Consider the following 14,185-nt stretch of genomic DNA (forward strand, 5'->3'; position numbering starts at 1 on the left):
GGACGATCTTCTGGAAATGCTGCGTTCCTGAGGAAAGGGGCAGAGGCTGCTGGATCAGGCCTGTTCGACCTGTGCCTCGGGCCGGTGCTCCGGCACGCGCGCCATGGCGTCATCGATCACCTCGATGCCGGCGCCAGGCTTGTGGGCGTTCTCGGAGACATGACGGCGGAACTGGCGGCCGCCCGGCTGCCCCTGGAACAGCCCCAGCAGATGGCGGCTGATGTGGTTGAGGCGCACGCCCTCGGCGAGACGCTTCTCGATGTAGGGGCGGAAGGCACGCAGCGCATCATGGCGGCTGGTGTGCGGATTCTCGGCCTCGCCGTACAGCTCGCTGTCCACCGTCGCCAGCAACCAGGGGTTGTGGTACGCCTCACGGCCGACCATCACGCTGTCGACATGCTCCAGCTGCTCGTGCAACTCATCCATCAGCTTGAGGCCGCCGTTGATGCCGATATGCAAGGACGGGTGCGCCTGCTTGAGACGGTGCACGCGGCCGTAGTTCAGCGGCGGCACATCGCGGTTCTCCTTCGGCGATAGGCCCTGCAGCCACGCCTTGCGCGCATGCACGCTGAAGGTGTCGCAGCCAGCATCGGCCACGGTGGTGATGAAGCGCTCGAGATCGGCGTCCTCATCCTGATCATCGATCCCGATGCGGCACTTCACCGTCACCGGAATCTTCACCTGCGCCTGCATCGCCGCCACGCACCTGGCCACCAGCTCCGGATGGCCCATCAGACAGGCACCGATCATGTTGTTCTGCACGCGATCGCTCGGGCAGCCGACATTCAGATTCACCTCGTCATAGCCCCAGCTCTCGGCGATCGCCGCACACTCGGCCAGCGCCTGCGGGTCGCTGCCGCCCAGCTGCAACGCCAGCGGATGCTCCGTCTCGTCGTGGCCGAGGAAGCGCTCGCGGTCCGGATTGAACAGCAATGCCCCGGTGGTCACCATCTCCGAGTACAGCAGCGTACGACGGCTCAACACGCGCGCGAAGGCGCGGTAGTCACGGGTCGTCCATTCCATCATCGGCGCAACGGAAAAGGTGCGGTCAATCGGTGTCATCGGCATGGCAGTCATATCGGCTGGTGTGGGCTGTTGGGCATTCTAACACTTATTTGTGAATTATACATAGTTCGTATGTAATGTCGTGTGTATGAGTATATTATTTTAGTTATTATGGAAATGCCGGACAGATAAAGTCTAGGGAGGGATTTATGCTATTTGAGAATTTTGTCGCCGAGTCAAAAGAATTTTTCAATAGTTACTATTGTTATCTTTCTACACAGTTACAAGAGGGAGTGCTATCTATTGATGATAATGTTGTGATCTATCCTAGTATGGCTCTTTTTTGCCAGTGCGGAGATTATTATATCGTAGAGCTTTTAGGTGCTACAAACACTTATGATGGTTTGATATCTAAAAGGCATAAAGAAAAGTCCATTCATAGATATTTGAGTCAATTTGAACTTGAGGATCACCAGTCGTTAGTGCACTTGGATGGTAGTAATAACGGTTTTATCAATTTATGTATGGCGCAAGAGTATGACGTAGATGAAGTAGCACGAAGATTCCCTTTATTAGAATTATATCCAACCAAATTGGTTCGAGTAGGCGGTAGCGGGTCACCTATCTCGTTTGGAGATAATTTTAGTTCTTTCTTTATGAGCAATTGTGTCTTGGTAAACGTTAATGATGGTCTATTTCGTTGTAAAAATATATTAACAATGTTCGTAGTAAGAAAATCTATCAATAAGCGAGAGCTACATGATACTTTTAAAGACTCATTGAGCGATAAAAGACTTAAGTTTGTTCATGTAGCAAGTGAAGCTCGGGAGAAAAAACTAATAGTAGCTGGACAATTGCAAAGTATTTATCTTTTCCCAAGTCTACATGAGACGACAATAGGCGAGTTCTTGAAATTGCATCCTAAAATAATAGAAGATGCTTTTAAGGCGACAAAATTTATATACGAGCCATATCTAGAGTGGAAAGAGCACGATGGCACTTGCGAGGATACTGCTATAAACCCGGATCTCTTGCTAGAAAGGGAAGACGGGAATTATGATATTTATGATCTAAAGACTGCTCTTTTAACTAAAAAGAGCTTAACAAAAGCTGGGCGTAGCCGCAGAAGGTTTATAGACTATGTCGAAGAGGGTGTGGCGCAGTTGGCAAACTATCGTGAATATTTTTCTTATAGCCTGAATGTTAAGCACGCCTATGAAAAATATGGTATTAAGGTGAGTTTACCTAAGCTAGTTCTTGTTGTTGGTAGTTGGGAGAATGCGCCCATTGAAGAAGTCAAGCAGGCTAGAAGAAGATACCCAGATGTTGAAATTATTGATTATGATACTCTATGTCACCAATTCATAGGTGTCGAAGGTTAAGGTTTGATTTACTGGCAGCTGATAATAAACCTGCCAGTATAAAATCAATGCTATTAAACTGTAACGTGTTCTAGATCTTCAGAGCTTCGATATCCTGGGCGATGTCTTCGGCGAGCTGACGGACGGCTTCGCTTTCGCCTTCTCGCTGGGCGTAGGCGCGCAGGCCCATGACTTCGGCCTGCAGGCGGCGACCGAGGCGTTCCGGCTGGTGCGCGGGGCGCTCGGGGTCGATGAGTTCACCGGCGTCGCGGGCGTCCGCGAAGGCCTGGCGGAAGCGGGCTTCCATGTTGGCGAGCAGGGTCTCGACCTTGTCGCGGGCGGCCTGTTCGCGCTCGCCGAGTTCCAGCAGGCTCTTGGCCAGCATGCAGGCGCGGGACGGCACCTCGCAGTCGCGCAGTCCGCCGAGCTTGCGGATATAGGTGGCGAGGGCGGTCAAGGGCGAGTCGTGACTGGCCATCAGGCTTTCCATCTCGCGCAGGCTGCGCGCGGAGTAGCAGTCCAGCGCTTCCTGGAAGAGGCCATCCTTGCTGCCGAAGGTGGCGTAGATGCTGCCGGGGCGCATGTCGAGCGCGCGCTCGATGTCCTTCAGCGAAGTGGCATGAAAGCCCTTCTGCCAGAAGAGATTGAGCGCCCGTTCGAGGGAATCCTGGCGGTTGTGCAAGGTCGCGCGTGGCATGGCTGTCCTGACGATGGGGCTCGCGAGCGACGCCTTTATTCGCGCGGCATGGCGAAGCGGGCGGTCTGCAAGGAGCAAGGTATTGAGTGAGTACTCAAGTTTAACTTGAATGATCGCTCAAATCCAGCTAGTGTGTTCCCCGACAACGCAGTGCAGCGGATGGTCAGGCTTTATTTTGAGCGTTTGCTCATATCTTGCCCTGCATCTTCAGGGGCGCCGCTGGAGGCTTCATGTCACTGACTGACAGCCCCTGAGGTTCCGCGCATCTCGCTCATCATTCCGAAGGAGTTCTCATGACAGATTTCACACTCTACACCGCCGACAATGCCCCGCAGGACAGCAAGCCGCTGCTCGGCAAGTCCGTCGAAGCCTTCGGCATGGTGCCGGGCCTGCACGCCGTGATGGCGGAAGCACCGGGCCTGCTGGAAGGCTACCAGGTGCTGCACCAGCTGTTCCTCGACAGCAGCTTCAATGATGAAGAGACCACCGTCGTGTGGCAGACCATCAACGTCGAGCACAACTGCCACTACTGTGTACCGGCGCATACCGGCATCGCCAAGTCGATGAAGGTGGATGACGCCATCACCGAAGCGCTGCGCAACGAGACGCCGCTACCGACCGAGCGTCTGGAAGCCCTGCGCACCTTCACGCTGGCCGTGGTGCGTGAGCGTGGCTTCGTCGATGACGCTACCGTGCAGACCTTCCTCGATGCCGGTTATACCAAGCGCAATGTGCTGGAAGTGATTCTTGGTCTGTCCCAGAAGGTGATGAGCAACTACACCAATCACCTGGCCGAGACGCCGATTGACGAGCCGTTCAAGAAGTTCGAGTGGCATAAGCAGGGCTGAAGCTGAGGTGAGAGGGCGCGGTAAGTGCCTGTCTCTCCAATGCTAATGAAAATATTTCTCATTAGTGTTGACGTCTGAGCCTGCGGGTCATATTCTGGGGTCATCGCTTCCCCGCCATGGGTAGCGGTGTCCCGGCCAGCGGAGTCAGGCCCCTGTCCGGGAGGCTTCTCATCAGACAGTTTTACGGTCCTTGCCAGCGGCTCATCCTACGGGGTGGGCCGCTTTTTTATGCGCAAAAAAAGACGCCTCCTTCGCTTGCACGAGGGAGGCGTCCGGAAGCGCTTCTCGAGTCATTCGCTTTCCGTCTGCCAATGACAGGGAGGAAGGCTTGCGAGTCGAGCGGTGCTTCGTGCTCACCAGATTTGGATGTCAGGTCCCTGGCAAGCGTCTCATCAGGCCAGTCACGACCTTGATATTCTGGCGCCATGATACGTCAGCCGGTGAGGGGAGGCCAGCGGCGCGTGAGATAAACGCTGACTCAATGTTAATGAAAATATTTCTCATTAGTATTGACGGCGTCAGCCGGAGAGCATAATCTGGATTCATCGCTTCCCGCCATGGAATGCGGTAGCCAGAACAGCGGAGTCAGGCCCCTGTTCGGGTTTCTCCTCATCAAGCTAGTCACGGTCTTAGGGCGACTCTCACGGGTCGCCTTTTTTCGTGTCTGGCGCTTCTCCATTTCGTGTCTGGCGCTTTTTCTCGATTTTCCTTCCGTCGCTCTCCCGCTTGCCTCCTCATCTACGCCTGGTGCGCCCCGTCGCTCTGCCTCCGCTGGCGCGCCATCTCGTTTAGAATGACGACATCCTATTCCCACGCCGCCAAGGTGCCCGGGTTTCGCTGCTTTTTCAGAGGGTTGGCCATTGCGGTCAATCATTGTCATCAGTCAGGGCACGGGCGCGACCCGCGGGGCTTTCCGAGGAAGTCATCATGATCACACTCTATCGACTGCACGATGATGGGCGCCTGCGCGGTGAACATATCGTGTTGCCCGACCCGCAGCCCGGCCAGCCCGATACGCCGCCGCGCCTGGCGGACAGCGCTGAAGAAGCGGCAGCCCTGCATGCCGGGTTGCTGGCCGATGACGAGCTGGCGCCACCGATTCTGGTGCGTAGCGATGTGCTGTGGATCGATCTCTGTGAGCCGGATGAGCAGGAAAAGCGCTGGGTGAGCGAACAGTTCATGGTGGAGCTGCCTGATGTCGAGGAGCTGGAGGAGATCGAGTCGTCGTCGCGCTTCTATCTGGAAGGCGATGGCATCCACGTCGTGTCGCTGTTTCCGCATCGCAAGGGGCGCGAGCCACAGACGGCCAACGTCGCCTTCCATCTGCATGGGCGCCAGTTGATCAGCATGCGCCACGAGGATATCGGCCTGCTGCGGCTGTTCCGCAATCACCTGCGTCGCCAGCGGCTGAGTCCGGAGGATGGCTGGGAGGTGCTGTTGGCACTGCTGGCGATGAAGGTCGATTACCTGGCCGATGAGATCGAGGATATCTACCGGGCACTCGAAGCGCTGGGCAAGCAGGCGGTGCACCCCGAGGCGCTGGAAGACACCCTGCACGGCATCCTGTTGCAGGAGCGCTACAACGACAAGGTGCGCCAGTCGCTGCTGGACAGTCAGCGCCTGTTGCGTCAGCTGACGCGCCACCTGCCTTCGGCGCCACGCCAGAAGTCGCGACGTCAGGAGATTCGCGACATGCTGCGCGACATCGACTCGCTCAATCCGCACACCACCTTCATTTTCGACAAGGTCAACTTCCTGCTCGATGCCTCGATCGGTTTCACCAACCTCGATCAGAGCCGCATCATCAAGATCTTCTCGGTGGCGGCGGTGGTCTTCATGCCACCGACCTTGATCGCCAGCATCTACGGCATGAACTTCCACTGGATGCCGGAGCTGGACGAGGACTGGGGCTATCCCTTCGCGCTGTGCCTGATGGGGGCCTCGGCGCTCTCGACCTATCTGTTCTTCAAGTGGAAGAAGTGGCTGTAAGTCACTGAAGACAGGCATAAAAAAGCGCCTGGCGTCGTGAGACGACCAGGCGCACAAGAAACTTGCATTACAACACTGAAGATCGCCACCGAGGCCCGGGATGGGCCGACAGCGAAACCGCGCGTGGGGGCGTCGCCATGCAGACCAGTCACCGGGAATCGGTGGGATGAGCAGTGCAACTACCTGAGCGCGAACCTGGACGGTCGGGCTGCGCCACGCAGGCCCGGCCGTCGTCGGTCTAGTCCGGAAGCAGGCGGCCGATGCCGCGGCGCACCTGCTCCCGCATGTTCGTGGCGCACAGTATAGGGTGCCGCGCTTTGGAGAATAAGCGCGTACAATCGAAAACTAGGGTTTCCGTATTGGAAACCTTAAGGATTGATGGGGTGTCTGGCCGTGTTCAGGGGGCCATGGCGGTTGCAGAGCGAGGGTAAGGAAGACACATGGCGACACTTGATGCATTGCGCGTATTCGTCGAGGTCGTGCGCGCGGCCAGTTTCACGGCGGCGGCACGCCGACTGGGAATTTCCAAGTCGCTGGCGTCCAAGCGGGTGGCGGCACTGGAAGAGCAGCTGGGCGTCAGCCTGATCAATCGCTCGACCCGCAAGCTGCATCTCACCGAGGCGGGGCGCATCTATTACGAGCACGGCCTGCGCATCCGCGAGGAGCTGGAATCCGCCGAGGCTCGCGTGCAGTCCGTCACCTCGCAGCCGATGGGCCAGCTCAAGGTGTCGGCGCAGGTGTCGTTCGGCTTCATGTATCTGGCCGCACCGACCACTGCCTTCATGCGCCGCTACCCGGAGGTCAGCGTCGAGATTCTGCTCGAGGATCAGCGCTTCGAGCCCATCGATGAGTCGGTGGATCTGGCGATTCGCATGGGGCCGCTGCCGGATTCCTCAATGGTCTCGCGCCCACTGTGCAAGGTGGTCTACGGCCTGTACGCCGCGCCGGACTACCTGGCGCGGGTCAATTCACCGCCGGTGCAGCCCCAGGACATCCGCGCCTTCGATACCATCTTCTACGGCAATTACGACCTGGGGGCCCATTGGCGCTTCACGCTCAACGGGCAGCCCTTTGATGTGGAGCCGGAGTCGCGGCTGGTGATCAACAATCTGCTCGGCGTGGTGGAGGCGGCCAAGGCCGGTTTCGGTCTCGCCTATCTGCCGACCTTCTCGGCCCGCGCGGCAGTGGAAAGCGGTGAACTGGTGCCGCTGTTGCAGCCCTACTGGAACGAGCATGGCTCGATGGTGGTGCTGTTCCGCTCACGCAAGTACCTGCCCGACAAGACCCGCGCCTACCTCGACTTCATCACGGAGTGGTTCCAGGAGCATCTGCAGCTCTGACGTCGCCTCTACCGAGAGGGTTACCACTCGATGGCCTGGCCGGCCCAGTCGTAGAAGCCGCCGCTGGCGGTGGGCGGGAGTTCAGAGGCGACGCGCAGCAGGCGGCGCGCCACGAAGCCCGTCGTGAACAGTTTCCCCTCGGGCACGCGGGCCTGGAAGGGCGTCGACAGCTCGGTGTCGGTGGTACCGGGATGCAGGGCGACCAGGAGCGCCTCGGGATTGCGCCGCGCGATCTCGATGGCGGCGGTCTTGAGCAGCATGTTGTGGCTGGCCTTGCTGGCGCGATAGGCATACCAGCCACCGCTGCGGTTGTCGGAGATCGAGCCGACCCGCGCCGACAGCGAGGCGAAGATCACCGGCGTGCGTCGGCGCAGGCGTGGCGCCAGCATCCCCAGCAGCAGGGCCGGGGCAAAGGCGTTGACCTGGTGCAGGCGCGTCAGGGCCGCCAGGCTCAAATCCTCTAGGCGCTTTTCGGGCCATAGCTGCTCGCGCTCGTCATGCAGCAGGCCCAGTGCGTTGAGTATCAGCGCCGGTGGCTGTCCCGCCTCGTGCTCCCCATCCAGTTGCTGTGCCAGCCACTCCTCGAGGCGTGCGGTGCCCTGCTCGGTGGTCAGGTCGGCCTCCAGCGTCTCGAGCTCGGGATGCGCTGGCAGGCATGAGACATCGCGACTCACCGCCAGCACTTTTCCACAGTGCGGATGGGCGAGCAGCTCATCGATCAGCGCCCGCCCGATCCCGCCGCTGGCACCGGTGACCAGTGCACGGAAGCCCTGTGGCAGACGCGCGAAGGTGTCCGCTGCCAATGGCTGATCTTCCAGTCTGCTGTCTGCCATGCGTGCACCCCTCTGTAGTGGCCGAATCAGTGGCCGAATCAGTGGCCGAATGTGACTGTCGTCAGGCAGTGTGTTCCATCAGCCTGGCGAGACGGGAATCGCTGCTCAGCGTGGTCGGGGTGGCGTCTTCCTGCAAGCGGCCTGCCTCCAGCAGTGCCAGACGTGCAAAACGCTCCAGCCCCAGCGGCTGGTGGGTGATCATGATCAGACTGCGGCCCTCGCAGGCTGCCAGAATCGCGCTCATCACCTGCTCGGCACTGGCGCGGTCCAGCCCTTCGCAGGGCTCATCGAGCAGCACGATCGGCGCTGGTGACAGCAGTGCGCGTGCCACGCCGAAGCGGCGCAGCTGGCCACCGGATAACGAGCGCCCCCCTTCATCCGGGAAACCGGCCAGTCCCTGTGGCTGGCGGGCCAGCCAGTCGCCGAGGCCAAGGCTTTCCAGCATTCGCGTCAGTGCCTCATCGCTGGCCTCGGGAGCGGCCAGGCGCAGGTTGTCGGCGTAGCTGGCACAGAACAGATGGGTGTCCTGCGGGCAGACCGCGAAGCTTGCGCGCAGCGTGGCCTCGTCGAGCGAGTCCAGCGCCACGCCACCCAGCGTGATGTGTCCGGCACTGGGGGCATGGAAGCGACTGAGCACGTCCAGCAGGGTGCTCTTGCCGCTGCCGGATGGGCCGAGCAGTGCCAGATGCTCGCCTGCGGCCAGCGTCAGTGACAGCTCTTCAAGCACTGGTGTGTCGCCATGCGCGACACTCAGGTCATGGATCACCAGTTCATGTCCGGCAGGCGTGACGGCGGAGTCCTTCGGAAACTGTGGCGCTGGTGTATTGGTCTGCACGTTATTGAGGCGAGCGGCTGCCGACAGACAGCGACCGAGCCCCTGCCAGGCCAGCGGCAGTGGCGCCAGCGCCTCGAAGGCACCGAGCACGGCCAGCAGGAACAGTGCCAGCAGGCGACCATCGAGCAGCTCGCCAGAAGGCATCGTCATGTCGTTGTTCGAATCTGGCGCCATCTGGATCACACCGAGCAGGGCGACCGCGGCCAGCGTCAGCCCCAGCAGACTGTGGCTCAGCCAGCTGGCCAGTGCCTGACGGCGTGCCTGGGCGCGCTCGATGCGGTCCCGCTCGGCCTGTTGCTCGGCCAGGCGCTCAAGCTCCTCATTCCAGCGGCCATAGATGACCAGCTCCCCCAATCCCTGCAATCGTTCCAGCAGACGCGCCCGCAGGCGACTGGCCGAGGATTGATGACGCATGGCATCGCCGCTGCCACGCCACCATGCAAGCCACGGCACCAGACCACCGGTCAGTGCCAGGCCAATGACGGCGATCAATGCCAACGTCGGCGCGAAGATGCCGATCAGCGTGCCGGCGGCGAGGATGGCGCAGACGGCTACCAGCGAGGGAATCAGCACGCGCACGTAGAGACTGTCGAGGGCGTCGACATCCGCGCCCAGGCGAGTCATCAGCTCACCTTGACCGGCATGTTGCAGGGCGGCGGGGGAGAGCGGCTCGATTGCCTCGAACAGGCGGCGACGCAGACTCGCTAGCAGACGCAGCGTGCCTTCATGGGTGGTGACGCGCTCACCATAGCGCCCGGCGGTGCGCGCCAGGGCCAGCCCGCGAACACCTGCCGCCGGGGTGAAGAAGTTGAAGGCCTGGGTGGCGGCGACGCTCACGCCAGCCACGGCGGTGGCGGAGAGGAACCAGCCCGACAGCGCCAGCAGTCCGGTAGCGGCCAGCAGGGTGATCAGCGCCAGCAGCGCACCGATGCCCAGCCAGCCGCGATGCTCACGCATCAGGGCCAGATAGGGCGTCAACTCGCGTAGACGCGGGCGCTGCTCGCTATACGCTTCGCCCAGTGCTGGCGCGCTTGTTGTGGCAGGCGTAGACGCGACAGATGCGGGCGTGTCAGGCGCTGGCTTGCGGATGGCGCGGCTCATGCGTCACCTCGCGGCGCTGGAAGGGGAAGCGGGCGGTCCTGCACCAGTTGGCCATCGTCCAGGTGAATCAGGCGCTGGCACAGCGTCAGCAGCTCTGGCCTATGGGTCAGCAGCAGCAGAGTGCGGCCCTCGCCAAGACGCTTGAGCGCGGCAATCACGCGCGCTTCGCTGTCGGCGTCCAGGCTGGCGGTGGGTTCATCCAGCAGCACCAGCGGCGCGTCATGCAAAAAGGCGCGGGCCAGTGACAGGCGGCGTGCCTGACCGCCGGACAGCGCCTGACCGCCCTCGCCAAGGCGCGTCTCGAGTCCACGCGGCAGCTGCTGGTACCAGTCAAGCAGGTCGGCATTGTCCAGCGCCGCTTCGAGTTGGGCGTCACTGGCGTCAGGTCTGGCCAGACGCAGGTTGTCGGCCAGCGAGCCGGACAGGACCACCGTCTCCTGACCGACCCAGGTCGCCATGCCCGGCGGCAGACCGTGGCTCAGCGGATGGCCGTTGAGATACAGCAGGCCGTCACTGGCCGCGACGAAGCCCAGCAGCAGATTGAGCAGCGTCGACTTGCCGGAGCCGGAGGCGCCGGTCAGCGCGACACGCTCGCCCTGGGTGATCCGCAGGGTCAGCGGGCCGAGTGCCGGCGGGGTCAGCGTGCTGCTCTGGCGGGTCCACTGGCTGGGGTAGCGCACACAGACCTCTTCCAGCATCAGTGAGTGCAGCTTGCGAGTCTGGGGACGTGCCAAGGGCAGGGGGGTATTGTGCGCCTGTGCGGCAGCCTCACCATCCGCCTCTTGGGTGAACGGGGAGCTGCCGACGATGGGGGCGAGGTCACTGGCGGCAGCCTCGGCCTCGGCCTTGGCGTGGTAGTGCACGCCAAGCTCGCGCAGCGGCTGATAGAACTCGGGCGCCAGCACCAGAATGAAGAGCGCGGTCTGCAGGGTCAGCGGTGAGTCGCCCCAGGTGCCGAACTGCAGATGACCGAGGAAGTGGAAGCCGAGGTAGACCGCCAGCAGCGCGATGGATACTGCGGTGAAGAACTCCAGCACCGTGGAGGACAGGAAGGCCAGGCGCAGCACGCGCATGGTGCGCTTGCGAAAGGCATGGCTGACCGCCTCGACCTGGGGGCCGCGCCTGGCGCTGCCGAAGAGCTTGAGGGTCTTGAGGCCGGTGAGCAGGTCCATGAAGTGGCGGCCCATGCGGTCCATCTCCCGGAACTGCTCCTGCGAGCGCTTGCGCGCCGCGATGCCGACCAGAATCATGAAGATCGGCACCAACGGTGCGGTGGTGGCGAGAATCAGGCCGGCCGCCCAGTTGAGCGGAAACACCACGCACAGCAGCATCAGCGGAATCAGCCCCGCGAGGCGTGTCTGTGGGCGGAAGTCGGCGTAGTAGCCGTGCAGTGACTCGACCTGGTCCCAGACGCGGTTGGCCAGGCTGGCGCGATGCTGGCGACGCACCCACAGCGGGCCGAGTTCGGCGAAGCGCTGCAGCAGGCGCTCGCGCAGGCGGCGGCGGATCTGCTGGCTGGCGCGGGTGCCGGCATAGCCACGTAGGCCAGTGAGCGCGCCACGCAGCGAGAGACTGGCGGCGAGCACCGCGATGGCCGGCCACAGTGTCGCCAGGCCTTCGCGATCGATCGCGACGCCCTGGGCCAGACGGGCGATGGCCCAGGCCTGGGCGAGCAGGACCAGTGTCGAGAGCAGGGCGCACAGGATGGCGAGCTGGGGCCAGCGGCCGCCGGCACGTGCCAGTGTCTCCAGCCAGCGGCGTGGCACGAATTCTGCCGATGCAGTGGCATCGGTGGGGGAGGGTGAAGCATCGGGTGCAGCGGCAGTTCGGGGCATTCATGCTCCTGCCGGTCGTGGCAGAGATAGTTGCAGGGAGGCGCTGGCGTCACGTCTCAAGGCAGAGGATGACGTATCTGGCGCAAGCTTACCGCCGAGAGAGCGTTGGTACACGGCGACGCACTGTCGCACATCTTCACCTTGCGTATAATATGCCCCAGCACTTGCTGCTGAGACAGCAGCGTGATTTCACGGCCCGGCAGTCAGTCATTGCCGAGACGCTTGTTGCCCTCTCTTCTCGAACTACTGGACTCCACATGACCGTTCGTACGCGCATCGCACCGTCGCCGACTGGTGATCCCCACGTCGGCACCGCCTACATCGCCCTGTTCAACCAGTGCTTCGCTCGTCAGCACGGTGGCGAGTTCATTCTGCGCATCGAGGATACCGATCAGACGCGTTCCACCGGCGAATCCGAGCAGATGATCCTCGACTCGCTGCGCTGGCTGGGCATCGAATGGGCCGAAGGCCCGGATGTCGGCGGTCCGCACGGCCCGTACCGTCAGAGTGAGCGTGGCGACATCTACGCCAGGCACTGCCAGCAGCTGATCGATGCCGGCCATGCCTTCAAGTGCTATCGCACCAGTGAAGAGCTGGACGAGCTGCGCGAGTCGCGCAAGGCCGAAGGTCTGCACATGGCGCTCAAGCCGTCCGATCTCGCGCTGCCGGCTGAAGAAGTGGCACGTCGTGAAGCGGCGGGCGCACCCTTCGTCATCCGCATGAACGTGCCGGAAAGCGGCACCTGTGTGGTCAAGGACATGCTGCGCGGCGAGATCGAGGTCGAGTGGGCCCAGGTCGATGCGCAGATCCTGCTCAAGTCCGATGGCATGCCGACCTACCACCTGGCCAACGTGGTGGATGATCACCTGATGGAGATCACCCATGTGATGCGTGGCGAGGAGTGGATCAACTCGGCGCCCAAGCATCAGCTGCTGTATGAGTACTTCGGCTGGCAGATGCCGGAACTGTGCCACATGCCGCTGCTGCGCAACCCGGACAAGACCAAGCTGTCCAAGCGCAAGAACCCGACGTCGATCCTCTACTACCGTCGCATGGGTTACCTGCCGGCGGCGGTGATCAACTATCTCGGTCGTCTGGGCTGGTCCATGCCGGACGAGCGCGAGAAGTTCACCCTGAGCGAGATGCAGGAGCACTTCGATATCCAGCGTGTCTCGCTGGGCGGCCCGGTGTTCGATGTCGAGAAGCTCAGCTGGCTGAACGGTCTCTACATCCGTGATCTGTCCGAGGACGAGCTGCTGAGCGAGCTGCGTCAGTGGGCCTTCAACGAGTCCTACGTCAAGCAGATCCTGCCGGAAGTGAAGCCGCGCATCGAGACGCTGTCCGAGGCGATTCCGCTGGCCGGCCACTTCTTCTCCGGTCTGCCGGCCATCACGCCGGACGACTTCGCCAAGGCGAAGCTGGAAGGCGAAGACCTGGTGCGTCAGATGCAGTTCCTGACCTGGAAGCTTGAAGCCGTGAGCCGCTGGGACAAGGAGCACCTGCTGGCGGAAGTGAAGCTGCTCTCCGAGCACTTCGGGCTCAAGATGAAGGACTTCCTGGCACCGGTATTCGTGGCGGTGACCGGCTCGGCGACCTCCACCTCGGTGATGGACGCGATGGTCATTCTGGGCTCCGACATGACGCGCGCGCGTCTGCGTCACGCCGTGGCCGTGCTGGGCGGCGTCTCCAAGAAGGCTGCCAAGCGCTTCGAGAAGGAATATCGCGACCTGTAAGAATATCGCGACCTTCGTGAGTGTCTGCGATGTGCCGCTGATGGCCCCCATGACCTATGCCGTCATGGGGGCCATGTCTTTCAGCAGGTCGCTGAACAGCGCTTTCAGTGCTGAGCAGTATCACGATGAGAATTGTGTGAAAAAGAAGTTGACGACCTCGAGGGTTATCAGTAAGATACGCCTCGTTCTTGAGAGACGGGGCCTTAGCTCAGCTGGGAGAGCGCAACACTGGCAGTGTTGAGGTCAGCGGTTCGATCCCGCTAGGCTCCACCAAGTTTCTCAAGCGACTGCGTCCCATTCGTCTAGTGGTCCAGGACACCGCCCTTTCACGGCGGTAACAGGGGTTCGAACCCCCTATGGGACGCCACTCTTCAGACATCTCGAGTCACCTTTCAGGTCTCGTGAAGTCAACAAAAAAGCACACCTTGCGGGGTGTGTTTTTTTTGTCCCTGATTCTGGCTTATGCACAGCCTGTGTGTCGGCAGAAAAGCATGTTATCCCCAAGTCGCCCTTGACAGGCCCCGTGTCTTGTCCACTGTTGCGCGCTGCCACATCTCCCCCTGCATCTCTTCCCAAAGTGCGGCCCCAGCGGCTGGCGCTTACGTCGT

General features: G+C 61.4%; 10 protein-coding genes and 2 tRNA genes. 7 read left to right on the forward strand and 5 right to left on the reverse strand.

Annotated elements, in window-relative coordinates; genetic code table 11:
- Positions 1 to 54: 54 nt before the first annotated feature.
- Positions 55 to 1,062: a tRNA dihydrouridine(20/20a) synthase DusA gene (gene dusA / locus CDPAHKCJ_RS11080; RefSeq protein WP_166019820.1), complete on the reverse strand. Its 1,008-nt coding sequence runs from the start codon at positions 1,060 to 1,062 to the stop codon at positions 55 to 57.
- Positions 1,063 to 1,214: 152 nt separating this feature from the next.
- Between dusA and CDPAHKCJ_RS11085 the strand changes: the two genes are divergently transcribed.
- Positions 1,215 to 2,387 (forward strand): DUF4263 domain-containing protein, encoded by a 1,173-nt coding sequence (locus tag CDPAHKCJ_RS11085; RefSeq protein ID WP_166019821.1) that lies wholly within the window; start codon positions 1,215 to 1,217, stop codon positions 2,385 to 2,387.
- A gap of 70 nt (positions 2,388 to 2,457) precedes the next feature.
- Here the strand turns inward: CDPAHKCJ_RS11085 and CDPAHKCJ_RS11090 are convergent, their stop codons facing one another.
- Complete coding sequence (locus tag CDPAHKCJ_RS11090) at positions 2,458 to 3,063, reverse strand: TetR/AcrR family transcriptional regulator (RefSeq protein ID WP_166019822.1); 606 nt, start codon at positions 3,061 to 3,063, stop codon at positions 2,458 to 2,460.
- Positions 3,064 to 3,356: 293 nt separating this feature from the next.
- Between CDPAHKCJ_RS11090 and CDPAHKCJ_RS11095 the strand changes: the two genes are divergently transcribed.
- The 3 genes from CDPAHKCJ_RS11095 (at position 3,357) to CDPAHKCJ_RS11105 (ending at position 7,240) form a co-directional block, all read left to right on the forward strand.
- Positions 3,357 to 3,911, forward strand: a complete 555-nt coding sequence (locus CDPAHKCJ_RS11095; protein ID WP_166019823.1) for a carboxymuconolactone decarboxylase family protein — start codon at positions 3,357 to 3,359, stop codon at positions 3,909 to 3,911.
- A 927-nt stretch (positions 3,912 to 4,838) separates the two neighbouring features.
- A complete protein-coding gene (gene corA, locus CDPAHKCJ_RS11100) occupies positions 4,839 to 5,900 on the forward strand; it encodes a magnesium/cobalt transporter CorA (RefSeq protein WP_166019824.1) in 1,062 nt (353 codons plus the stop codon).
- A 440-nt stretch (positions 5,901 to 6,340) separates the two neighbouring features.
- Positions 6,341 to 7,240, forward strand: coding sequence for a LysR family transcriptional regulator (locus tag CDPAHKCJ_RS11105; RefSeq protein ID WP_166019825.1), 900 nt, complete (start codon positions 6,341 to 6,343; stop codon positions 7,238 to 7,240).
- Positions 7,241 to 7,260: 20 nt separating this feature from the next.
- Here CDPAHKCJ_RS11105 and CDPAHKCJ_RS11110 read toward each other — a convergent pair whose 3' ends face one another.
- From CDPAHKCJ_RS11110 to cydD, 3 genes are all read right to left on the reverse strand, one after another.
- Positions 7,261 to 8,073, reverse strand: a complete 813-nt coding sequence (locus tag CDPAHKCJ_RS11110; protein ID WP_166019826.1) for an SDR family NAD(P)-dependent oxidoreductase — start codon at positions 8,071 to 8,073, stop codon at positions 7,261 to 7,263.
- 61 nt (positions 8,074 to 8,134) lie between these two features.
- Positions 8,135 to 10,009, reverse strand: coding sequence for a thiol reductant ABC exporter subunit CydC (cydC, locus tag CDPAHKCJ_RS11115; protein ID WP_166019827.1), 1,875 nt, complete (start codon positions 10,007 to 10,009; stop codon positions 8,135 to 8,137).
- Entirely contained in the window at positions 10,006 to 11,844 is a 1,839-nt protein-coding gene (cydD, locus tag CDPAHKCJ_RS11120) for a thiol reductant ABC exporter subunit CydD (RefSeq protein WP_166019828.1), read from the reverse strand. Before cydD ends, cydC begins: the two co-directional genes overlap by 4 nt.
- A gap of 257 nt (positions 11,845 to 12,101) precedes the next feature.
- Between cydD and gltX the strand changes: the two genes are divergently transcribed.
- From gltX to CDPAHKCJ_RS11135, 3 genes are all read left to right on the forward strand, one after another.
- Complete coding sequence (gltX, locus tag CDPAHKCJ_RS11125) at positions 12,102 to 13,577, forward strand: glutamate--tRNA ligase (protein WP_166019829.1); 1,476 nt, start codon at positions 12,102 to 12,104, stop codon at positions 13,575 to 13,577.
- A gap of 197 nt (positions 13,578 to 13,774) precedes the next feature.
- Positions 13,775 to 13,850: transfer RNA gene (locus tag CDPAHKCJ_RS11130), tRNA-Ala, on the forward strand.
- A gap of 18 nt (positions 13,851 to 13,868) precedes the next feature.
- Positions 13,869 to 13,944 (forward strand) — tRNA-Glu (locus tag CDPAHKCJ_RS11135).
- Positions 13,945 to 14,185 lie beyond the last annotated feature (241 nt).

Source organism: Cobetia sp. MB87, from assembly GCF_011319755.1.
Classification (GTDB): Bacteria; Pseudomonadota; Gammaproteobacteria; order Pseudomonadales; family Halomonadaceae; genus Cobetia.

Bases quoted from the DNA above. Each gene is read 5' to 3' on its own strand.
- dusA (WP_166019820.1), bottom strand. From the start codon at position 1,062: ATGACACCGATTGACCGCACCTTTTCCGTTGCGCCGATGATGGAATGG.
- CDPAHKCJ_RS11085 (WP_166019821.1), top strand. From the start codon at position 1,215: ATGCTATTTGAGAATTTTGTCGCCGAGTCAAAAGAATTTTTCAATAGT.
- CDPAHKCJ_RS11090 (WP_166019822.1), bottom strand. From the start codon at position 3,063: ATGCCACGCGCGACCTTGCACAACCGCCAGGATTCCCTCGAACGGGCG.
- CDPAHKCJ_RS11095 (WP_166019823.1), top strand. From the start codon at position 3,357: ATGACAGATTTCACACTCTACACCGCCGACAATGCCCCGCAGGACAGC.
- corA (WP_166019824.1), top strand. From the start codon at position 4,839: ATGATCACACTCTATCGACTGCACGATGATGGGCGCCTGCGCGGTGAA.
- CDPAHKCJ_RS11105 (WP_166019825.1), top strand. From the start codon at position 6,341: ATGGCGACACTTGATGCATTGCGCGTATTCGTCGAGGTCGTGCGCGCG.
- CDPAHKCJ_RS11110 (WP_166019826.1), bottom strand. From the start codon at position 8,073: ATGGCAGACAGCAGACTGGAAGATCAGCCATTGGCAGCGGACACCTTC.
- cydC (WP_166019827.1), bottom strand. From the start codon at position 10,009: ATGAGCCGCGCCATCCGCAAGCCAGCGCCTGACACGCCCGCATCTGTC.
- cydD (WP_166019828.1), bottom strand. From the start codon at position 11,844: ATGCCCCGAACTGCCGCTGCACCCGATGCTTCACCCTCCCCCACCGAT.
- gltX (WP_166019829.1), top strand. From the start codon at position 12,102: ATGACCGTTCGTACGCGCATCGCACCGTCGCCGACTGGTGATCCCCAC.